This is a genomic window from Paracoccus sp. TD-10, from assembly GCF_048270675.1.
GTDB lineage: Bacteria > Pseudomonadota > Alphaproteobacteria > Rhodobacterales > Rhodobacteraceae > Paracoccus > Paracoccus pantotrophus.
The window spans coordinates 2,055,530-2,074,209 of sequence record NZ_CP182418.1 but is presented as its reverse complement, the minus strand read 5'-3'; the positions used below and the strand labels follow the sequence as shown (position 1 = coordinate 2,074,209).

The 18,680-nt window shown below is 66.9% G+C and carries 20 protein-coding genes and 3 pseudogenes; 8 read left to right on the top strand and 15 right to left on the bottom strand.

Annotated features, from left to right (window positions below):
- Nucleotides 1–94: 94 nt before the first annotated feature.
- The 5 genes from ACNKFW_RS10325 to cobA form a co-directional block, all read right to left on the bottom strand.
- Complete coding sequence (locus ACNKFW_RS10325; RefSeq protein WP_028709761.1) at nucleotides 95–901, bottom strand: crotonase/enoyl-CoA hydratase family protein; 807 nt, start codon at nucleotides 899–901, stop codon at nucleotides 95–97.
- Between the two features lie 3 nt (nucleotides 902–904).
- On the bottom strand, nucleotides 905–1,834 hold the full coding sequence (locus ACNKFW_RS10320; protein ID WP_028709760.1) for an AEC family transporter: 930 nt from the start codon (nucleotides 1,832–1,834) through the stop codon (nucleotides 905–907).
- Nucleotides 1,834–2,082, bottom strand: a complete 249-nt coding sequence (locus ACNKFW_RS10315; protein ID WP_024843961.1) for a sulfurtransferase TusA family protein — start codon at nucleotides 2,080–2,082, stop codon at nucleotides 1,834–1,836. Before ACNKFW_RS10315 ends, ACNKFW_RS10320 begins: the two co-directional genes overlap by 1 nt.
- Complete coding sequence (locus tag ACNKFW_RS10310) at nucleotides 2,079–2,594, bottom strand: DUF2478 domain-containing protein (RefSeq protein WP_024843960.1); 516 nt, start codon at nucleotides 2,592–2,594, stop codon at nucleotides 2,079–2,081. The genes ACNKFW_RS10315 and ACNKFW_RS10310 overlap by 4 nt, the downstream gene beginning before the upstream one ends.
- Before the next feature lie 85 nt (nucleotides 2,595–2,679).
- Nucleotides 2,680–3,414, bottom strand: coding sequence for a uroporphyrinogen-III C-methyltransferase (cobA, locus tag ACNKFW_RS10305; protein WP_028709759.1), 735 nt, complete (start codon nucleotides 3,412–3,414; stop codon nucleotides 2,680–2,682).
- Between the two features lie 102 nt (nucleotides 3,415–3,516).
- Here cobA and ACNKFW_RS10300 point away from each other — a divergent pair, with 102 nt between their 5' ends.
- From ACNKFW_RS10300 to plsY, 3 genes are read left to right on the top strand one after another with little or no spacing between them, the layout of a single operon-like run.
- Nucleotides 3,517–4,476, top strand: coding sequence for an aspartate carbamoyltransferase catalytic subunit (locus ACNKFW_RS10300; RefSeq protein ID WP_418024287.1), 960 nt, complete (start codon nucleotides 3,517–3,519; stop codon nucleotides 4,474–4,476).
- Nucleotides 4,473–5,744, top strand: a complete 1,272-nt coding sequence (pyrC, locus tag ACNKFW_RS10295; protein ID WP_418024285.1) for a dihydroorotase — start codon at nucleotides 4,473–4,475, stop codon at nucleotides 5,742–5,744. Before ACNKFW_RS10300 ends, pyrC begins: the two co-directional genes overlap by 4 nt.
- Nucleotides 5,741–6,325, top strand: a complete 585-nt coding sequence (plsY, locus tag ACNKFW_RS10290) for a glycerol-3-phosphate 1-O-acyltransferase PlsY (protein WP_024843956.1) — start codon at nucleotides 5,741–5,743, stop codon at nucleotides 6,323–6,325. The genes pyrC and plsY overlap by 4 nt, the downstream gene beginning before the upstream one ends.
- 292 nt (nucleotides 6,326–6,617) lie before the next feature.
- On the opposite strand, the gene ACNKFW_RS10285 is transcribed toward plsY, so the two are convergent.
- The 3 genes and pseudogenes from ACNKFW_RS10285 to ACNKFW_RS10275 form a co-directional block, all read right to left on the bottom strand.
- Nucleotides 6,618–6,893: a phage virion morphogenesis protein gene (locus ACNKFW_RS10285; protein WP_418024283.1), complete on the bottom strand. Its 276-nt coding sequence runs from the start codon at nucleotides 6,891–6,893 to the stop codon at nucleotides 6,618–6,620.
- The gene (locus tag ACNKFW_RS10280; protein ID WP_418024281.1) at nucleotides 6,886–7,170 is read right to left on the bottom strand and encodes a hypothetical protein; all 285 of its coding nucleotides are present in this window, start codon (nucleotides 7,168–7,170) and stop codon (nucleotides 6,886–6,888) included. Before ACNKFW_RS10280 ends, ACNKFW_RS10285 begins: the two co-directional genes overlap by 8 nt.
- A gap of 88 nt (nucleotides 7,171–7,258) precedes the next feature.
- A pseudogene (locus tag ACNKFW_RS10275) lies at nucleotides 7,259–7,657 on the bottom strand (IS3 family transposase); the annotation flags it as partial.
- A 291-nt stretch (nucleotides 7,658–7,948) separates the two neighbouring features.
- Between ACNKFW_RS10275 and ACNKFW_RS10270 the strand changes: the two are divergent.
- The 3 genes from ACNKFW_RS10270 to istB all read left to right on the top strand — a co-directional run bounded on the left by ACNKFW_RS10270 (nucleotide 7,949) and on the right by istB (nucleotide 10,930).
- A complete protein-coding gene (locus tag ACNKFW_RS10270; RefSeq protein WP_418024279.1) occupies nucleotides 7,949–8,419 on the top strand; it encodes a transposase domain-containing protein in 471 nt (156 codons plus the stop codon).
- 283 nt (nucleotides 8,420–8,702) lie between these two features.
- Nucleotides 8,703–10,202 carry an IS21 family transposase gene (gene istA, locus ACNKFW_RS10265; RefSeq protein ID WP_418024080.1) on the top strand — a complete coding sequence of 500 codons (1,500 nt, stop codon included), beginning with the start codon at nucleotides 8,703–8,705 and terminating at the stop codon, nucleotides 10,200–10,202.
- On the top strand, nucleotides 10,202–10,930 hold the full coding sequence (istB, locus tag ACNKFW_RS10260; protein ID WP_062562743.1) for an IS21-like element helper ATPase IstB: 729 nt from the start codon (nucleotides 10,202–10,204) through the stop codon (nucleotides 10,928–10,930). The genes istA and istB overlap by 1 nt, the downstream gene beginning before the upstream one ends.
- Nucleotides 10,931–11,199: 269 nt before the next feature.
- On the opposite strand, the pseudogene ACNKFW_RS10255 reads toward istB, so the two are convergent.
- Nucleotides 11,200–11,295: pseudogene (locus ACNKFW_RS10255) on the bottom strand (hypothetical protein); the annotation flags it as partial.
- Between the two features lie 79 nt (nucleotides 11,296–11,374).
- Here ACNKFW_RS10255 and ACNKFW_RS10250 point away from each other — a divergent pair.
- Nucleotides 11,375–11,545, top strand: a pseudogene (locus tag ACNKFW_RS10250) (IS256 family transposase); the annotation flags it as partial.
- A gap of 277 nt (nucleotides 11,546–11,822) precedes the next feature.
- Here the strand turns inward: ACNKFW_RS10250 and ACNKFW_RS10245 are convergent.
- From ACNKFW_RS10245 to ACNKFW_RS10220, 6 genes are all read right to left on the bottom strand, one after another.
- On the bottom strand, nucleotides 11,823–12,698 hold the full coding sequence (locus ACNKFW_RS10245; protein WP_024846208.1) for a 3-hydroxybutyryl-CoA dehydrogenase: 876 nt from the start codon (nucleotides 12,696–12,698) through the stop codon (nucleotides 11,823–11,825).
- Nucleotides 12,699–12,900: 202 nt separating this feature from the next.
- Complete coding sequence (locus ACNKFW_RS10240; RefSeq protein ID WP_418024277.1) at nucleotides 12,901–13,827, bottom strand: electron transfer flavoprotein subunit alpha/FixB family protein; 927 nt, start codon at nucleotides 13,825–13,827, stop codon at nucleotides 12,901–12,903.
- Nucleotides 13,827–14,585, bottom strand: coding sequence for an electron transfer flavoprotein subunit beta/FixA family protein (locus ACNKFW_RS10235; RefSeq protein WP_123130335.1), 759 nt, complete (start codon nucleotides 14,583–14,585; stop codon nucleotides 13,827–13,829). Before ACNKFW_RS10235 ends, ACNKFW_RS10240 begins: the two co-directional genes overlap by 1 nt.
- Before the next feature lie 120 nt (nucleotides 14,586–14,705).
- Nucleotides 14,706–15,278 (bottom strand): cob(I)yrinic acid a,c-diamide adenosyltransferase, encoded by a 573-nt coding sequence (locus ACNKFW_RS10230; protein ID WP_418024275.1) that lies wholly within the window; start codon nucleotides 15,276–15,278, stop codon nucleotides 14,706–14,708.
- Between the two features lie 3 nt (nucleotides 15,279–15,281).
- Nucleotides 15,282–15,479 (bottom strand): twin transmembrane helix small protein, encoded by a 198-nt coding sequence (locus tag ACNKFW_RS10225; protein WP_418024273.1) that lies wholly within the window; start codon nucleotides 15,477–15,479, stop codon nucleotides 15,282–15,284.
- 24 nt (nucleotides 15,480–15,503) lie between these two features.
- Nucleotides 15,504–16,322, bottom strand: coding sequence for an SDR family NAD(P)-dependent oxidoreductase (locus tag ACNKFW_RS10220; protein WP_418024271.1), 819 nt, complete (start codon nucleotides 16,320–16,322; stop codon nucleotides 15,504–15,506).
- Nucleotides 16,323–16,422: 100 nt separating this feature from the next.
- On the opposite strand from ACNKFW_RS10220, the gene parC reads away from it, so the two are divergent.
- Entirely contained in the window at nucleotides 16,423–18,666 is a 2,244-nt protein-coding gene (parC, locus tag ACNKFW_RS10215; RefSeq protein ID WP_024843068.1) for a DNA topoisomerase IV subunit A, read from the top strand.
- Nucleotides 18,667–18,680: the final 14 nt, after the last annotated feature.

The following is an 18,680-nucleotide window of genomic DNA, read 5'->3' as shown; positions in this document are numbered from 1 at the left end:
TCCCTCCTTCGACCCCCGGGGCCGGTTGCGCAGGGCATGTTGCCGCCTTGGCACGCGGCCGCGATCCGTTTCTTGCGGCCGAAACCCGGCAGGATCAGCCTGCCTCGCCCGGCTTGATCTTTTGCGCCGTGCCCTGGGCAAAGCTGTCCAGCCGGCCCTTGGCGGCGTCCTGGGTGTTGACGATGCCGGCGACCATGGATTCGGCATAGGCGGCGTCCAGCCCCGACATGTTCTGCATATGCGAGATCGCCGAGCAGGCGGCGAAATTCGACAAGGGCGTGTTCTGCGCCACGCGACGGGCAAGATCATAGGCCATGGCCTCGCTGTCTGCCACGCGGTATTGCGCCAGCCCGACCTGCACTGCCTCGTCCCCGGAATAGAGCCGGCCGGTCAGCATCATGTCCACCATGCGCGCCTGGCCGATCAGCCGCGGCACGCGGATGGTGGCACCGCCGCCGGTGAACAGCCCGCGCTGGCCCTCGGGCAGGCCGAAATAGGTGGTCTCGTCCATGACCCGGATATGGACCGAGGAGGCCAACTCCAGCCCGCCGCCCACGACCGCGCCCTTCAGCGCCGCGATGACCGGCACGCCGCCGTATTCGATCTTGTTGAAGGCTTCGTGCCAGCGCAGGCAGATGCGCATGAACTCGGCCGGGCTGCGCTCTTCGCGCCCGTGCTCGACCAGGTCCAGCCCGGCGCAGAAATGCGGCCCCTCGGCGCGCAGCACCACGGCGCGGGCGCCCGAGGCGGGCAGGGCGGAAAAGACCTCGACCAGTTCCTCGATGGTCTCGGCGTTCAGCGCGTTGCGCTTGGCGGCGCGGTTCAGGGTGACGGTGGCGATGCCGTCTTCGTCCATCCGGAACAGCAGGTTGTCGAGCGTCAGGGCCGAGATGTCGCGCATGGTCTAGCCTTTCGTGATCCAGTGAATGACGACGGGAACCGTGGCGATGCTGGCCGCGGTCGAGATCAGGATGGCCGCCGAGACGCGCTGCACGGCGGTGCCGAAATATTGCGCAAGGATATAGACATTGCCGGCGACCGGCAGGCTGGCGGCGGCGATCATCACCCCCGCCGCATAGGGCTCGACCCCGAAGACCGCCAGCGCGGCGATGCCCACGGCCAGCGGATGCAGCACCAGCTTGGCGAAGCTGAGCCAGAGTGCCGGGCCCATGCGCTCGGCCGCGCGGCCGGCGAGGCTGGCACCGATGGCGAAGAGTGCCCCCGGCGTGGCCGAGGCGCCCAAGAGCGCCAGGAACTCGTCCAGCGGTCCCGGCATCGGCAGCTGCAGCCCGGCCCAGGCCAAGCCGGCCAGCATCGAGACGATCATCGGGTTCGAGACGATGCCGCGCAGCAAGGGCACCAGCGTCGAAAGCCGCACCCGCCCCTGCCTTGCCGCGGTGACGATCAGGGTGATGAGGGTCGAGAACACCACCATGTCGATGGTCAGCACCATCAGCACCGGGCCGATGGCACGCTCGCCCAGCAGCACGACCAGCATCGGCACGCCCAGAAAGCCGGTATTGCCGGTCATCGCGGTATGCGCCTCCATCGCCGCGGCGGCGAGCGGCTGGCGGCGCCAGCGCGCCACCGCAAATCCCAGCGCCCAAAGCGCGGCAGACCCCGACAGATAGGCCAGGACGAAGGCCGGGTCGAAAAGGCTGGCCACGTCCAGCGTCGCGGCAAAGCGGAACAGCATGGCCGAAAGCGCGAAGTAGAAGACGAATTTCGTCAGCCAGCCGGTCGCCTCGGGCGGGAAGAAGCGCGTGCGCCCGGCCAGCCAGCCCGTGCCGATAACGAGAAAGAACGGCAGGGTCTTCAGGAAGATCGCCAGCATCAGTCCGCGGCGATCGCGCAGGCGGGGCCGCGCTCGACGGTATATTCGGTCTCGCCCGGCGCCACCTCGCGGCTGCCGATCAGCCGGTGGCCGGATTCGGCGCAGAAATGCGGCACGTCGATCACGGCGGCGGGGTCGGTGGCCAGCAGCGTGACCCGCGCGCCCCGGGGCAGCGCCATCAGCCGCTTGCGCAGCCGCAGCACCGGCAGGGGGCACAACAGGCCGCGCGCGTCGATCTGCACGGTCATGCGGCGGAATCCGCCAGGCGGGCGCGGCACCAGTCGTCGATCTGTTCCGGCCGCAACTCTTCGGCCAGGTCGCCGGCAAAGTCGCGAAAGCCCGGCAGTTGTTCGTCGGGCACATGCACCAGCACCGGGATGCCGGCAGCCAGCGCGCGGGCGATGGTGTCGCGAAAGCCGCGGCCGAAGCATTCCTGCTTGCCGAACTTGTTGACGATCAGCAATTCGGCGCCGCGGTCCAGCACCGTTTCCGTGCGGGCGACGGCCTGGGCCAGCGCGCCGGTATCCAGCCGGCAGGCCTGCGAGCCCGCGCCCAGCGACTGGGTGATGCGCACCAGCGGGCCGGCGTCGCCCAGGATGCGCAGGTCCATGTCGCATTCGCAGCCGGGGCTGATCTCGGTATTGATCTGCACCGCGCCGGCCAGCCGCAGCCCGGCGGCGGCCAGCCGCTCGGCCGTGGCGGTCAGCAGCCGGTCGCCGGCGCCCGGCGTCTGGTCCTGGATGGTGACGAAACCCAGCATGACGATCCCTCTTTCGGCGGCCAGAATAGCTTTTGGCGGCGCGGGTGCAATATTGGGTATTTGAAGAACGAAGAAGCGGCCGGGTTCAGTTCCCCTCGGCCAGCGGGCCGTAGAGGATCAGCGCCGGATGCGGGCTGGGGCCTTCGCTGGCCAGCTGCCTGGCCAGGGCGGCGACGGTGGTGCGGATCAGGCGCTGATGCGGATGGCCCACCGCCTCGGCCAGCAGGGCGGGGGTGTCGGGGGGCAGGCCGTTTTCGACCAGCAGCGCCGCCATGCGCGGGAAGGTGCGCTGGCCCATGAAGACCACGGTGGTGGCGCGCGGATCGGCCAGGGCGGCCCAGTTCTGGTCCTCGGGCAGGCCGCCGGTCACGTCGGCGCCGGTGACGAATTGCAGCCGGCGCGCGGTCTGGCGTCGGGTCAGCGGCAGGCCGGCGACGGCGGCCGCGGCCATGGCCGAGGGCACGCCCGGCACGATCTGGAACGGGATGCCGTGGCTGCGCAGCGCCGCCAGTTCCTCTTCCAGCCGGCCGAATATGCCCGAATCGCCGGATTTCAGCCGCACCACATGCTTGCCCGCCTGCGCATGTTCGATCAGCAGGGCGTTGACATGTTCCTGTTTGGCCGAGGGCCGGCCGGCGCGTTTGCCGACCGAAATGCGCACGGCCTGCGGGCCGGCCTGGTCCAGCACCGGGCCCGAGGCGAGGTCGTCGTAAAGCACCACATCCGCCTGGGCCAACAGCCGTGCGGCGCGCAGGGTCAGGAGTTCGGGGTCGCCCGGACCCGAGGAGACGAAACTGACAAGGCCGATCTGTTCACGCATGATTCCGCGATGCGGCAAAATCCGCGCCAAGGCAAGGGGCTGCTTGCCGCCCGCCCCGCCATTTGCCATAGAAGGCGCGACCGCGACCTTGGGGATCAAGCCATGTTCCGTGCCCGCCATCTTCTGGGGATCGAGCCGCTCGCCCCCCCCGAAATCACCACGCTTCTCGATCTGGCCGAGACCTATGTTGATCTGAACCGCCGCACGGTGAAGCATTCCGATGCCTTGGCGGGGATGACGCAGATCAACATGTTCTTCGAAAACTCGACCCGCACGCAGTCGAGCTTTGAGCTGGCCGGCAAGCGGCTGGGCGCCGATGTGATGAACATGGCGATGCAGACCAGTTCGGTGAAGAAGGGCGAGACGCTGATCGACACCGCGCTGACGCTGAACGCCATGCATCCCGACCTGCTGGTGGTGCGCCATCCGCAGTCGGGCGCCGTGGATCTCTTGGCGCAGAAGGTGAATTGCGCGGTGCTGAACGCGGGCGACGGGCGGCACGAGCATCCGACCCAGGCGCTTCTGGACGCCTTGACCATCCGCCGCGCCAAGGGGCGGCTGCACCGGCTGACCGTGGCGATCTGCGGCGATATCGCCCATAGCCGGGTGGCGCGCTCGAACCTGATGCTGCTGGGCAAGATGGAGAACCGGCTGCGCCTGGTCGGCCCGGCGACGCTGATGCCCTCGGGCGCCCGCGACTGGGGCTGCGAGGTCTACGAGGACATGCGCGAGGGGCTGAAGGGCGCCGATGTGGTGATGATGCTGCGCCTGCAGAAGGAACGCATGGACGGCGGCTTCATCCCGTCCGAGCGGGAATATTACCACCGCTGGGGGCTGGACGCCGAGAAGCTGGCGCTGGCGGCGCCCGATGCCATCGTCATGCATCCGGGGCCGATGAATCGCGGGGTCGAGATCGACGGCACCATCGCCGACGACATCAACCGTTCGGTGATCCAGGACCAGGTGGAAATGGGGGTCGCGGTGCGCATGGCGGCGATGGACCTTCTGGCGCGCAACCTGCGCGCCGAGCGCGGCGCCAAGGCGGCGGAGATGATGGCATGATCCTGCACTTCCACAATGCCCGGCTGGTCGACCCCGAGGCGCAATCGGTCGAGGAAGGTTCGCTGACCGTCCGCGACGGCCGGATCGAAGCCATGGGTGCCGACGCCCCGCAAGGCGCCGAGCTGATCGATTGCGGCGGCAAATGCCTCGCGCCCGGGCTGATCGACTGGGGCGTCAAGATCGGCGAGCCGGGCGAGCGGCACAAGGAAAGCTTCCGCAGCGCCGGGCTGGCGGCGGCGGCGGGGGGCGTGACCACGGTGATTGCGCGGCCCGACACGATGCCGCCGATCGATGCGCCGGAATCGCTGGAATTCGCCACCCGCCGGGCGGCCGACGCGCCGGTGAACATCCGCCACATGGCGGCGCTGACCCGCGCCCGCGAAGGGCGCGAGATGGTCGAGATGGGCTTTCTGCAGGATGCCGGCGCCGTGGCCTTCACCGACGGGGTGCGGGTGGTTTCGGACACCCGGCTCCTGTCGCGCTGCATGACCTATGCCCGCGGCCTGGGCGCGCTGATCGTCGGCCATCCGCAGGAGCCGGGCCTGTCCAGGGGTGCCGCGGCGACCGGCGGCAAGTTCGCCTCGCTCTACGGCCTGCCCGCGGTCTCGCCCATGGCCGAGGTGATGGGGCTCGACCGCGACCTGGCGCTGGTGGCGATGACCGGCGCCCGCTACCATGCCGACCAGATCACCGTCGCGGCCAGCCTGCCGGCCTTGAAGCGGGCGCGCGATGCCGGGCTGGACGTGAGTGCCGGCATCTCGATCCACCACCTGACGCTCAACGAATATGACGTGGGCGGCTATCGCACCTTCTTCCGCTTCACCCCGCCGCTCCGCTCCGAGGAGGACCGGCTGGCCATGGTCGAGGCGGTGGCCGAGGGGCTGATCGACGTGATCGCCAGCTTCCACACCCCGCAGGACGAGGAAAGCAAGCGCCTGCCCTTTGCCGAGGCGGCGCCGGGCGCGGTGGGGCTGCAGACCCTGCTGCCGGCGGCGATGCGGCTTTACCACCAGGGCGGGCTGAGCCTGCCGCAGCTGTGGCGGGCGATGTCGCTCAATCCGGCGCGGCGGCTGGGTCTGCCGGGCGGGCGGCTTGCGGTGGGGGCGCCGGCCGACCTGCTGCTGTTCGACCCGGACGCGCCCTTCGTGCTGGACCGCTTCACCCTGCTGTCGAAGTCGAAGAACACTCCCTTCGACGGCGCGCGGATGGAGGGCAGGGTGCTGGGCACTTGGGTCGCCGGCCGCCGCGTCTTCGGAGCGGACGCATGAGCCTGATCCTCTGGGCCGTCATCGGCTATCTTCTGGGCTCGATCCCCTTCGGCATCGTCATCACCCGGGCGCTGGGGCTGGGCGACCTGCGCCGGATCGGCTCGGGCAATATCGGCGCGACCAATGTGCTGCGCACCGGCAACAAGCCAGCGGCGCTGGCCACGCTGCTTCTGGACAGCGGCAAGGGCGCCATCGCCGTGCTGCTGGCGCGCTGGCTCGCCGGTCCCGATGCTGCGCTGGTCGCGGGGGCGGCGGCCTTCCTGGGCCACCTGTTCCCGGTCTGGCTGGGCTTTCGCGGCGGCAAGGGTGTCGCCACCTTCCTCGGCACGCTGCTGGCGCTGGACTGGCGGCTGGGCCTCAGCGCCTGCGGGATCTGGCTGCTGACGGCGGCGGTGGGCCGGATCTCCTCGCTCTCGGCGCTGGTGGCGGCGGCGCTGACGCCTTTTCTCGCCCTCTGGCTTGACGGCCCGAGCATGGCGGCGGTAGCGGCGTTCATGGCGGTGCTGATCTTCATCCGCCACCACGCCAATATAGCGCGCATCCTTTCCGGGACCGAGCCCCGGATCGGCAGCAAGCCGTGAATCTCTTCCATGTGCAAATAGCCCCGAGGGAATGTTTGGCCGGCCCCGTTGTCATGTGTCAAAGCCTCTGATCTGCGGTGTCAAAAGGTTTGAGCCTGCTTTTCGGGGGATCAGAGGGGGGACAACCGCTCTTGGACGATCTCGACCACGCTTCCTCGACCCTCATCGGAAAGGCCGATGTGCGTCCAGGCCGGGAGATCGCCGCAAAGCTTCGGCCGTTCGGACCTCTTGGCGGTGAACTGCGTGACGGCTGACCGGATTGCGGCCGAGCCCGATAATAACCGATCCATCATCATCGGACATGTGGATCGTCCGGTTCATGTTGCCACCCTGCCATAACGGGGGTGGCCCCGTGTTTCTGCTTCGGCTTCCTGTAGCGTGCCGGGGTGACAGGAGCGCGCGGTGCAAACGGGCCTTCCGGCGTCATGCCTGCCTGAAAGTGATCCTGCGTCGAGTGCAGCAGGGTCTTGCCGACTTCACCCATGGCCGGCGCTGCATCAACGAGGGGCATTTCAAGCATTCTGAAGGCGCGGGCGATCTGGGAATCGTTGAACTCGACTTCAATCATGATTCACGGCCTCTTTTTTTGGCGCGGCGTTCCGCGTCGACCTGCAGCCTTGCGGGGTTCTCGGCCTTGCACGCAAAGAGGCGCGCACGAACCCGTCATCGGCCTGCGCCTTCGCGTTCCGCTCGGTCAGGGCTGCCTGCAGGGCCTCGGCCGGCACGAAGCGGGCCGGGTCGGGCCCGCCTTCCGCATAGTGCGCGTTCCGGTTGCGCTGCGCGAGGTCGCGCGCGATGCTGTCCAGTTCGGCCAGTTGCGCGACCGCGCCTGCCGCGCACGTCATGCGCCTTGAGGCTGTTCCCCTGCCGTTGGCCGATCCATTCCCGCAGTGTCGGGAACATGCCGAGCCGACCTGAACAGCCCCGAGTTTCTCAGACGCCGTCACGTTTCATCATCTGCCGCCGTTCGAACTGGGCGGGCGACAGCATCCCGTTCCGCGCATGCTTGCGCTTCGGGTTGTAGGACATCTCGATGTAATCGAACACGTCCGGCCTGGCTTCTTCGCGGGTCCGGTAGGTCTTGCGCCTGATCCGCTCCCGTTTGAGCAGGTTGAAGAAGCTCTCGGTAACGGCGTTGTCGTGACAGTTGCCACGGCGGCTCATCGAATGCTTCAGGTTGTGGGCACGCAGGAAGGCAGCCCAATCCATGCTGGTGAACTGGCTTCCTTGGTTCGAGTGGATCAGCACCTTGTTCTTGGGCTTGCGCCGCCAGACGGCCATGAGCAGGGCTTGCAGGACGACATCTGTCGTCTGCCTGATTTGCATCGACCAGCGTAAGCGCGGCGGCAATCGCGTCGTGCCATTTCTGGCCTGATGCCTGCATTATGCGCGCATGGTCGCAGCGGAGATGCTGGATTTGAAGAGAGACGGCAAAATGGGCGTCCATTTGGACGGCTCGACAGGCGTTGAAACTTTCGGCTTGAGGTGATCGAGGGCCCGAGCGGTGGGCGGCTGGTCCACTCGGAGGGGGTGCCGTGTCCGCTGGCGGCAGGATAGTCGAAAAGCGAGCGGAACCCCCTTTTTTACTGCGGGAAAGGCGCGTTCCGTGCTTCACTTCCTGTCATGGATGCCGCGGATCTTGCACATGAAAATGCCCTGCTGAAAGCCCGCCTCGCCGAGGTCGAGGCGATGCTGGCAGCAACGCAAGAGGCCAATCGGCGGCTGCAGGATATCCTGCGCGCGGCGCGGCGCAAAAAGTTTGGCCCCCGCTCCGGAAAATTGTCGCCCGAGCAGTTCAACCTTCCTCTGGAAGATGCCGAATTTGTGCAAGGTGTGCCCGAGGAGGCACAGGAAAAGGCCGAAGCGGCGATGCAAAGGGCGCGTGGTGAGGAGCCGCGCAGGCCCAAGCGTAACCGTGGGCATCTGCCCCGGGTCGAGCGCGTCATCGAGCCTGCCGGCACGCTTTGCCCCTGTGGTTCCGGCGAGATGACGAAGATCGGCGCGGATGTGTCGGAGTGGCTGGATAATAATGCCGGCACAGTTCCGGTTGCTGGTCACGCGGCGCCCCAAATATGCCTGCCGCTGGTGCGATAGTGTCCCACGGGATGGTGTAGGAGCGCCGACCTCGGAAAGGTCAGGGGCTGATCAGGATGCCACGGCTGGCAGCCTGATGTTGGGATTGTCGGTGACGCGGGCGAGCGTTTCAAGGCTCATGTAGCGCCGCGCAACCGCCCACTCGTCGTTGGTCTCGAGCATCAGTGTTGAGCGGCGTGGAATAAGGACCCCGCTTCTGGGGTGATCGGCGTCCAAAAGGGACCCCACCGACCGGGGGTTGGGTCCATTGTGCTTCCGAGGATTATCGGAGGCCGAGCGCGGGATGCTGATCGTGGAGACAATCGCAAAAATCAGGCGGCTGCATTTTACCGAGGGCAAGGGGATCAAGACGATCTGCCGCGACCTGAAGCTGTCGAAGAAGGTGGTGCGCAAGGTGATCCGCACCGGGATAACGGAGTTCACCTACACCCGGACGGTTCAGCCACGCCCGAAGCTGGGCGCCTGGCTTGAGGAACTGAGCCGGCTGTTGGCGATCAACGCGGCTCGTGGGCGCCGGGAACGCCTGACGCTGATCCAGATCTACGAGGAACTGCGCGGCCTTGGCTATGAAGGCGGGTATGATGCGGTCCGCCGCTACGCCTCGGTCTGGGCGCGCACTCAAAGCTCCGGTGCCTCGTCCGCCTTCGTGCCGCTGAGTTTTGCCCCCGGCGAAGCCTATCAGTTCGACTGGAGCCACGAGGTTGTCCTGATCGATGGGGCGACCACCACGATCAAGGTGGCCCATGTTCGCCTGTGCCACAGCCGGATGTTCTTCGTGCGGGCCTATCCGCGCGAGACGCAGGAGATGGTGTTCGATGCCCATGATCGGGCTTTCGCCTTCTTCAAGGGCACCTGCACCCGCGGGATCTACGACAACATGAAGACGGCGGTGGAGACCATCTTTGTCGGCAAGGAGCGCCTCTACAATCGTCGGTTCCTGCAGATGGCCAGCCACTATCTGGTCGAGCCCGTCGCCTGCACCCCGGCCTCGGGCTGGGAGAAGGGTCAGGTGGAGAGCCAGGTCGGCACGGTTCGCCAACGGTTCTTCTCACCCCGGGTCAGGGTCAAGAGCTACGAGGAACTGAATGCCTGGCTGCTGGACAAGTGCATCGCCTCGGCCAGGAGCAGCAAGCATCCGGAGTTGACGGACAAGACCATCTGGGAAGTCTTTCAGGAAGAACGCCCGCACCTCGTCCCTTATGCCGGGCGCTTCGACGGCTTCCACTCGCTGCCTGCGGCGGTATCGAAGACCTGCCTCGTGCGGTTCGACAACAACAAATACTCTGTCGCGGCAACGGCTGTCGGGCGGCCGGTCGAGATCAGGGCCTATGCGGAACGGATCGAGATCCGGCAGGAAGGGCGGCTGGTCGGGGACCATCCCCGTCACTTCGGGCGGGACCGGACAATCTACAATCCCTGGCACTATGTGCCTGTCCTGCTTCGCAAACCCGGGGCGCTGCGCAATGGCGCACCGTTCAAGGACTGGGTTCTGCCCGGCGCCCTCGAGCAGATCCGTCGCAAGCTGCAGGGCTCCTCGGACGGTGACCGCCAGATGGTGAAGATCCTCGGCGCCGTGCTGACGGAGGGAGTTCCCGCCGTGCAGAAGGCCTGCGCCGAAGCGCTCTCGCAGGGCGTCCACTCCGCCGATGTGATCCTCAACATCCTGTCCCGCAGGTGCGACCCGGAGCCGCCACCCTTGCTGCTCACCTCTCCGGCCTTGCGCCTGACCCATGAACCGGTGGCCGACTGTGCCCGCTATGACCTGCTGCGGAGGGCCGGCTGATGGATCGTGCAGAGATCATGGCAGCGATGGGCGAGCTGAAGCTCTACGGCATGCGCGCCGCTTACGACGAACTCATGGCGGTGGCTGTGCGCCGCCAGCACGAACCCCGCCAGATCGTCGGAGATCTTCTGGCCGCCGAGATCAACGAGAAGAAGGCGCGCTCGGTCAAATACCAGATCACCACCGCCAAGCTGCCCTATGCCCGGGAGATCGAGGAGTTCACCTTCGATGATACGCCGATCAACGAGACGCTGGTGCGCGACCTGGCCAGCGGGGAATTCCTCAGCCAGCAGCGCAATGTCGTGCTGGTCGGCGGCACCGGGACCGGCAAGACCCATATCTCCGTGGCGATCGCGCGCGCCGTCATCCGCAACGGCGCTCGCGGCCGCTTCTTCAACGTTGTGGACCTCGTGAACAGGCTGGAGGCCGAGGGCCGTGCAGGGCGGGCCGGCCGGCTGGCCGAGCATCTCATGCGGCTCGACTTCGTCATTCTCGATGAACTCGGATATCTGCCATTCGCGCAGTCCGGCGGCCAGTTGTTGTTCCATCTGATCAGCAAGCTCTACGAGCAGACTTCCGTCATCGTCACCACCAACCTCGCATTCGGAGAGTGGCCGACCGTCTTCGGAGACGCGAAGATGACCACCGCGCTGCTCGATCGTCTCACCCACCACTGCGACATCGTCGAAACCGGCAACGACAGCTGGCGCATCAAAACAAGAGCCTGACCGCCCTCCAAAACGCAGGCCCGCGTCGGCTGCGCCAGCTGAAAAGCTACGCCGCCACGGGCCTGCTCACCACATCGCCAGAGGGGTCCCTTTTGGACGCCGATAAGGGGGCACCATTCAACGCCGATTGACATCTTGGCGTGCAGCGACCGGACCGTCTCCTCATCCACTTCCGCAACGGGCTTTCTGCCGCCGCGCTCGAAGATATCCGCAGCCCCGTCGAGCAGCGCCTTCTTCCACTGGTGGATCATCGTCGGATGCACGCCGTATTCGGCGGCCAGCTCAGACACAGTGCGCTCGCCCTTCACGGCCTCAAGCGCCACGCGCGCCTTGAAGCCCGCGTCATGGTTCCTGCGCTTCCGCATTCCTAATCTCCTTGTCCGTGGAGACCAGCAAACGTCAGATCGTAGCTTCCGTCACTGTCCGATTTCAGGGGAGTAGCTCATGATCCGGAAATCCATCAAGACACGCGGCTCGTTTCCGACGGATGAGGCTGCGGCCAAGCTGATCCATCTCGCGATCCGCAATTTCGAGAAAGATGGCCGCAACGTTCGGGAATGGTTTGCGGCCCGCAATCAGTTCGCCAAAATGTGCAACGGGCGCTTCGCCGCCTGAGTGTCTGAAACCCCATGGAACGGGACAGATACACAGAGTTCAGGACACTCCCGACCCCATTGCAATGATCCGTAGCGCCGCAACCTTTGATTTTTATTGACCGTATTGTTCCGGTTTCCCCGCGCAACCCCTCTCATTGTGCCAAAAGCATCAAGGCTTCTGGCGCTCTCCATTGTAATGTATTGAGTCCACGTAGAAAAATAGCCACGCGGTCCCAAATCCTTTGTCCCCCATCATGCGTCCAGGGGGCGGTCAAACATGGAGGCAGAGCCCTCTTCTACCGCGTCGGTACCGGCTCCTCGCCGGAATAGTCGTAGAAGCCGCGCCCGGTCTTGCGGCCCAGCCAGCCCGCCTCGACATATTTCACCAAGAGCGGGCAGGGGCGGTATTTCGTATCCGCCAGCCCCTCGTGCAGCACGTTCATGATCGCAAGGCAGGTGTCCAGGCCGATGAAATCCGCCAGTTCCAGCGGCCCCATCGGATGGTTGGCGCCCAGCTTCATCGACTGGTCGATGGACTTGACCGAGCCGACACCCTCGTAAAGCGTATAGACCGCTTCGTTGATCATCGGCATCAGGATGCGGTTGACGATGAAGGCCGGGAAATCCTCGGCGCTGGCCGAGGTCTTGCCGATCTTCTCGACCACCTCGACCAGGGCCTTGTAGGTCTCCTCGTTGGTGGCGATGCCGCGGATCAACTCGACCAGCTGCATGACCGGAACCGGGTTCATGAAATGGAAGCCCATGAAGCGCTCGGGACGGTCGGTGCGGCTGGCCAGCCGGGTAATCGAGATCGACGAGGTGTTCGAGGTCAGGATGGTCTCGGGCTTCAGATGCGGCAGGAGATCCTCGAAGATTGCCTGCTTGACGGTTTCGCGCTCGGTCGCGGCCTCGATGATCAGGTCGGTCCTGCCCAGGTCCGCCAGGGTCATCGTGGTGGCGATGCGCTTCATCGCCGCATCCTTGTCCTCGGGGGTGATCTTGCCGCGGCTGACCTGGCGGTCCAGGTTGTGGTCGATCTGCGCCAGCGCCCTGTCCAGCGCCTCGCGCGAGATGTCGGTCATCAGCACGTCATAACCCGCCAGAGCAAAGACATGCGCGATGCCGTTGCCCATCTGCCCGGCGCCGATCACGCCCACCGATTGAATCGCCATGAACCTCATCCTTTCGTCGGTCAGGCGGGACGATAGGCGCAAGCGGGCCGGACGTTCAATGCAAAAACCGCCCGGCGGCCGGCCGGGCGGTTTTCGGGATATGTTCCGGGCGGTGGGGGGCTCTGCCCCCCGCGGCCCCGTGGCCCCTCGACGGGGCCGCGGGGGCGCTCCCCCGGGGTATTTGCGGAAACGGTGAAAGCGCTCAGAGCTTGCCGGTGAGTTCGGGCACCACGGAGAACAGGTCGCCCACCAGGCCGTAATCGGCGATCTGGAAGATCGGCGCCTCCTCGTCCTTGTTGATCGCCACGATCACCTTGCTGTCCTTCATCCCCGCCAGGTGCTGGATGGCGCCCGAGATGCCCACCGCGACATACAATTCCGGGGCGACCACCTTGCCGGTCTGGCCGACCTGCCAGTCGTTCGGGGCATAGCCGCTGTCCACCGCCGCGCGGGAGGCGCCCACCGCGGCGCCGAGCTTGTCGGCCAGCTCTTCGATGATCGCGAAGCTCTCCTTCGAGCCGAGGCCGCGGCCGCCCGAGACCACGCGTTTCGCCGAGGTCAGCTCGGGACGGTCGCTCTCGGCCACCTCGTCGGCCACCCAGGAGGACAGGCCGGGATCGGCGGCCAGCGCGGCCTCGGTGACCGGGGCGTTGCCGCCGATCCCCGCCGCGTCGAAGCTGGCGGTGCGGATGGTGAAGACCTTCTTCGCGTCCTTCGAGCGCACCACCTGGATGGCGTTGCCGGCATAGATCGGCCGCTCGAACGTGTTCGCGTCGAGGATGGCCGAGACATCCGACAGCACCATCACGTCGAGAAGCGCCGCAACCCGCGGCATGACGTTCTTGGCGTCCGTGGTCGCCGGCGCGGCGATGTGGTCGTAATCGCCGGCCAGGCCCAGGATCAGCGCCGCGGTCGGCTCGGCCAGGCGGTGGCCGTAGAGCGGCGCCTCGGCCACCAGCACCTTCGCGACGCCGGCGATCGTCGCCGCCTCCGCGGCCGCCGCCTTGGCCTGCGCGCCGGCGCAGAGCACCGTGACATCGCCAAGCGCCTTGACCGCCTGCACCGCCTTCGCCGTCGCGTCGCGGTTCAGCACCCCGTTCGTCACTTCCCCAAGCAGCAGAACAGCCATCAGATCACCCCCGCTTCTTTCAGCTTGCCCAGCAGCTCGTCCACCGAGCCGACCTTGATGCCGGCCTTGCGGCCCTCGGGCTCGCGCACCGAGACCACCTCGAGACGCGGCGCGACGTCGACGCCGTAATCGCCGGCGGTCTTTTCCTCCAAGGGCTTCTTCTTGGCCTTCATGATGTTCGGCAGGCTCGCATAGCGCGGCTCGTTCAGCCGCAGGTCGGCGGTGACCACCGCCGGCAGCGCCACCGCGATGGTCTGGAGGCCGCCGTCGACCTCGCGCGTCACCTTGGCCTTGGCCCCTTCGATCTCGACCTTGCTGGCGAAGGTGGCCTGCGCCCAGCCCAGGATCGCCGCCAGCATCTGGCCGGTGGCGTTCATGTCGTTGTCGATGGCCTGCTTGCCGGCGATGACCAGCTCGGTGCCCTCGGCTTCGGCGACCTTGGCCAGGATCTTCGCCACCGCCAAGGGCTCGATGTCCTGATGCACGTCATCGGCGGCGGTGACGAGAATGGCCCGGTCGGCGCCCATCGCCAGCGCGGTGCGCAGCGTCTCGGCCGCCTGCTTCACGCCGATGCTGACGGCGATGATCTCCTCGGCCTGGCCGGCCTCCTTCAGACGGATCGCCTCCTCCACCGCGATCTCGTCGAACGGGTTCATCGACATCTTCACATTCGCCAGATCGACACCCGTGCCATCCGCGCGAACCCGCGCCTTCACGTTGTAGTCGATCACCCGCTTCACTGGCACGAGGATCTTCATCGGCCTCTCCCCTTTGGTTGCGTCACCTGTTCGGAGGGTTTGTTAGCGGGCCGTCGGCGGCAATGACAGGGAAAAAACGACCGTAACGCGTCGTAACATTTCCATTCCGCCATGTTGTCGCTAACGGCTGGCTCCTGGCACCCACAGGATATCCTGCGCGCCGTTTTCATTGGCGACGCGCCCCGCCACGAACAGCCAGTCCGACAGGCGGTTGAGATATTTCACCGCGGCGGGATTCGCATCCTCGGTCGCCGCCAGCGCCACGGCGGCGCGCTCGGCCCGCCGCGCCACGGTGCGCGCCAGGTGCAGATGCGCCGATAGCGCCGAGCCGCCCGGCAGGATGAAGCTGCGCAGGGCCGAAAGCCCGGCATTCATCGCGTCGATCTCGGATTCCAGCCGCTCGACCTGGGCGTCGATGATGCGCAGCACCGGATAGGGCGCCTCGGCATCCTCGTCCATGCGCGGGCGCGACAGGTCGGCGCCGAGGTCGAAAAGGTCGTTCTGGATCACCGCGATGCGCGCCGCGATCTCGCCCGTGGCATGCAGGCGGGCAAGGCCCAGCGTGGCGTTGAGCTCGTCCACCGTGCCGTAAGCCTCGACCCGCAGGGAATGCTTGGGCACGCGCTCGCCATTGGACAGCGCGGTTTCGCCCTTGTCGCCGGTGCGGGTGTAGATCTTGTTGAGGACGACCATCGGCTAGCTCCTGAGCCAGAGATAAAGCAGGAAGACCGCGATGGCGATGGCCTGGGCGATGATGCGCCAGCGCATCATGCGGTTGCCGTGCTTGCGGTTGAATTCGCCGCCGCGCGCGAAGCCGCCGATGCCGGTGGCCAGGATCACCACCACCGCAAGGCAGCAGATCGCGAGCAGGTAGAACAGCGGTTTGTCATGCATGGGCGGGCCCTTTCGGCGCGAAGCCTAGCTGCGGCGCGCGAACCAGTCCAGAGCGCGCGTGGAAAGAAGCCGTCGCCCGATGCCCGAGACATGGGTCGGCGTGGTGACGTAATAGCGCGGGCGGGGCCTCGGGCTTTCCAGCGCCTGGGCGATGCGGGCGCTGACCGCCGCGGGCGGCAGTTCGAAGCGGTCCTTCTTCGCGGCCGGTTCGTAGAGGCGTTTCAGCAGCGTGCGGCGGTATTGCTCGGCGCGCGGGCTCGACTGCCAGTCGATCCAAGCCTCGAAATGCGGGATCGAGTTCAGCCGGATCTTCGTGCCGATGGGGCCGGGCTCGATCAGGATGAATTTTACCCCGGTATCGGCCATCTCGACGCGCAGCACGTCGGTCAGCCCCTCCAGCGCGAATTTCGTCGCCACATAGGCGCCGCGCCAGGGGATGCCGACCAGGCCCAGGACCGAGCTGATGTTGACCACCCGCCCGCCATGCGCGCGGAAATGCGGCAGCAGCCGGCGCGTCAGGTCATGGGTGCCGAACAGGTTCGCCTCGAAGATCGCGCGGAGCGCGCCGCGCGGCAGGTCCTCGGCGGCGCCGGGGATGGCGAAGGCGGCGTTGTTGACCAGCGCGTCGATGCGCCCCAGCGCCAGCGCGGCTTCGGCGCAGCGGGCCACGCTGTCCTCGCAACCCAGTTCCAGCGGCAGGGTGTCGAAGCCCTCGGCGCGGCGGGCCGCGATATCCTCGGGCTTGCGGCAGGTGGCGATGACGCGCCAGCCGCGCCCGCGCATGTGGCGCGCCGCGTCCAGCCCGATGCCCGAGGAACAGCCGGTGATCAGAACGGTCTTCATGCGCGCCTCCTTGCCGGCGGTTTTGCGCCAAGGCCGGGCCTTGCGCAAGCCGCGCATTTCCGGCTGGACCGGGGCGACGCGCGGGCCTATTCAATCGGCCATGTCCGACGATCCGAACCTTCCAGATCCGACCCCGCCCGATCCCAGCGCGGATCAGACCACGTCCGAGCCGCTGTCGCGCGCCATCGGCGAGCGCTACCTGACCTATGCGCTGTCGACGATCATGAACCGGGCGCTGCCCGATGCCCGCGACGGGCTGAAGCCGGTGCATCGCCGCATCCTGTTCGCCATGCGCGAACTCAGGCTTTCGCCCAGCGGCGCGTTCCGCAAATCGGCCAAGATCAGCGGCGACGTGATGGGCAATTATCACCCGCATGGCGATGCCGCGATCTATGACGCGATGGCGCGCTTGGCCCAGCCCTTTGCCATGCGCTATCCGCTGGTGGACGGGCAGGGCAATTTCGGCAATATCGACGGCGACAACCCCGCCGCCAGCCGCTATACCGAGGCCCGCCTGACCGCTGCTGCCGAGGCGCTGATGGAGGGGCTGGCCGAGGACGCGGTCGATTTCCGCCCCAACTACGACGGCACGCTGGAAGAGCCCATCGTGCTGCCCGCCGCCTTTCCGAACCTGCTGTGCAACGGCGCCTCGGGCATCGCGGTGGGCATGGCGACCAACGTGCCGCCGCACAACCTGCACGAGGTGATCGACGCCTGCCTGCATCTGATCAAGGCGCCGGATGCCCGCGACGACACGCTGGTCAGCATCATCCCCGGCCCGGATTTCCCGACCGGCGGCGTGCTGGTCGAATCGCGCGAAACTATCGCCGAGGCCTACCGGACCGGCCGCGGCAGCCTGCGGCTGCGGGCGCGCTGGTCGGTCGAGGATCTGGGCCGCGGCCAGTGGCAGGTGGTCGTCACCGAGATCCCCTATCAGGTGCAGAAATCCAAGCTGATCGAGCGGCTGGCCGAGGTGATCCAGCTGAAGAAGGTGCCGATCCTGGCCGATGTCCGCGACGAATCGGCCGAGGACATCCGCATCGTGCTGGAGCCGCGCACCCGCGCCGTGGACCCCGAACAGCTGATGGCGGCGCTGTTCCGGGTCAGCGACCTGGAGGTGCGATTCGGGTTGAACATGAACGTGCTGATCGACGGCCGCGTGCCCAAGGTCTGCTCGCTGAAAGAGGTGCTGCGCGCCTTCCTCGACCACCGGCGCGAGGTGCTGGTGCGGCGCTCGAATCACCGGCTGGACAAGATCGCGGCGCGGTTGGAGGTGCTCGAAGGCTACATGATCGCCTTCCTGAACCTCGACCGGGTGATCGAGATCATCCGGCACGAGGACGATCCGAAGGCGGTGATGATCGCCGAATTCAGGCTGTCCGAGGTGCAGGTCGAGGCGATCCTGAACATGCGCCTGCGCGCGCTGCGCCGGCTCGAGGAAATGGAGCTGCGCGCCGAGCACGAGAACCTGACCCGCGAGCGCGAGGGCCTGGCGGCCATGCTGGCCGACGAGGGCGCGCAATGGGCCAGGATCGCCGAGGAGCTGCGCGAAACGCGGGCCAAGTTCGGCAAGTCCGCCCCCGGCGGCCAGCGCCGAACCGAGATCGGCGAGGCTGGCGAGGTGGCCGAGATCGACATGGATGCGATGATCGAGCGCGAGCCGATCACCGTCATCCTGTCGAAGATGGGCTGGATCCGCGCCATGAAGGGCCATCAGCCGCTGGACGCCGAGGTCAAGTTCAAGGATGGGGACGGTCCCTTCATGGCGATCCATGCCGAGACCACCGACAAGCTGATGGTCTTTGCCGCCAATGGCCGCTTCTACACCCTGCCGGCGAACAGCCTGCCCGGCGGGCGCGGCATGGGCGAGCCCTTGCGGCTGATGATCGACCTGCCCAACGATGCCGCGGTGATCGACCTCTTTCCCTGGCGCGAGGGCGAGCGTTACCTGGTCGCCTCGAAGGCCGGGGACGGGTTCATCGTCGCCGCGACCGACATCCTGGCGCAGACCCGCGCCGGCAAGCAGGTGCTGAACGGCGCGGCGGCGCTGTGCCGGCGCGTGACCGGCGACCACGTGGCGGTGGTCGGCCAGAACCGCAAGCTCTTGGTCTTCCCGCTGTCGGAACTGCCGGAAATGGCGCGCGGCAAGGGCGTGCGGCTGCAGAAATACAAGGATGGCGGCCTGTCCGATGCGATCTGCATCACCCTGGCCGAGGGGCTGCGCTGGCAGGAAACCGGCGGCCGGACGCGCAGCGAACCCGACCTTGCCGCTTGGCTCGGCAAGCGGGCGGGCGCAGGCTACATGGCGCCGCGCGGCTTTCCGCGCGACAACAGGTTCAACTGAGAAAGGGCGGGTCT

Coding starts and splice junctions, on each gene's coding strand:
- ACNKFW_RS10325 (WP_028709761.1), bottom strand. CDS start 901: ATGCGCGACATCTCGGCCCTGACGCTCGACAACCTGCTGTTCCGGATG.
- ACNKFW_RS10320 (WP_028709760.1), bottom strand. CDS start 1,834: ATGCTGGCGATCTTCCTGAAGACCCTGCCGTTCTTTCTCGTTATCGGC.
- ACNKFW_RS10315 (WP_024843961.1), bottom strand. CDS start 2,082: ATGACCGTGCAGATCGACGCGCGCGGCCTGTTGTGCCCCCTGCCGGTG.
- ACNKFW_RS10310 (WP_024843960.1), bottom strand. CDS start 2,594: ATGCTGGGTTTCGTCACCATCCAGGACCAGACGCCGGGCGCCGGCGAC.
- cobA (WP_028709759.1), bottom strand. CDS start 3,414: ATGCGTGAACAGATCGGCCTTGTCAGTTTCGTCTCCTCGGGTCCGGGC.
- ACNKFW_RS10300 (WP_418024287.1), top strand. CDS start 3,517: ATGTTCCGTGCCCGCCATCTTCTGGGGATCGAGCCGCTCGCCCCCCCC.
- pyrC (WP_418024285.1), top strand. CDS start 4,473: ATGATCCTGCACTTCCACAATGCCCGGCTGGTCGACCCCGAGGCGCAA.
- plsY (WP_024843956.1), top strand. CDS start 5,741: ATGAGCCTGATCCTCTGGGCCGTCATCGGCTATCTTCTGGGCTCGATC.
- ACNKFW_RS10285 (WP_418024283.1), bottom strand. CDS start 6,893: ATGATTGAAGTCGAGTTCAACGATTCCCAGATCGCCCGCGCCTTCAGA.
- ACNKFW_RS10280 (WP_418024281.1), bottom strand. CDS start 7,170: ATGACGTGCGCGGCAGGCGCGGTCGCGCAACTGGCCGAACTGGACAGC.
- ACNKFW_RS10270 (WP_418024279.1), top strand. CDS start 7,949: ATGGATGCCGCGGATCTTGCACATGAAAATGCCCTGCTGAAAGCCCGC.
- istA (WP_418024080.1), top strand. CDS start 8,703: ATGCTGATCGTGGAGACAATCGCAAAAATCAGGCGGCTGCATTTTACC.
- istB (WP_062562743.1), top strand. CDS start 10,202: ATGGATCGTGCAGAGATCATGGCAGCGATGGGCGAGCTGAAGCTCTAC.
- ACNKFW_RS10245 (WP_024846208.1), bottom strand. CDS start 12,698: ATGGCGATTCAATCGGTGGGCGTGATCGGCGCCGGGCAGATGGGCAAC.
- ACNKFW_RS10240 (WP_418024277.1), bottom strand. CDS start 13,827: ATGGCTGTTCTGCTGCTTGGGGAAGTGACGAACGGGGTGCTGAACCGC.
- ACNKFW_RS10235 (WP_123130335.1), bottom strand. CDS start 14,585: ATGAAGATCCTCGTGCCAGTGAAGCGGGTGATCGACTACAACGTGAAG.
- ACNKFW_RS10230 (WP_418024275.1), bottom strand. CDS start 15,278: ATGGTCGTCCTCAACAAGATCTACACCCGCACCGGCGACAAGGGCGAA.
- ACNKFW_RS10225 (WP_418024273.1), bottom strand. CDS start 15,479: ATGCATGACAAACCGCTGTTCTACCTGCTCGCGATCTGCTGCCTTGCG.
- ACNKFW_RS10220 (WP_418024271.1), bottom strand. CDS start 16,322: ATGAAGACCGTTCTGATCACCGGCTGTTCCTCGGGCATCGGGCTGGAC.
- parC (WP_024843068.1), top strand. CDS start 16,423: ATGTCCGACGATCCGAACCTTCCAGATCCGACCCCGCCCGATCCCAGC.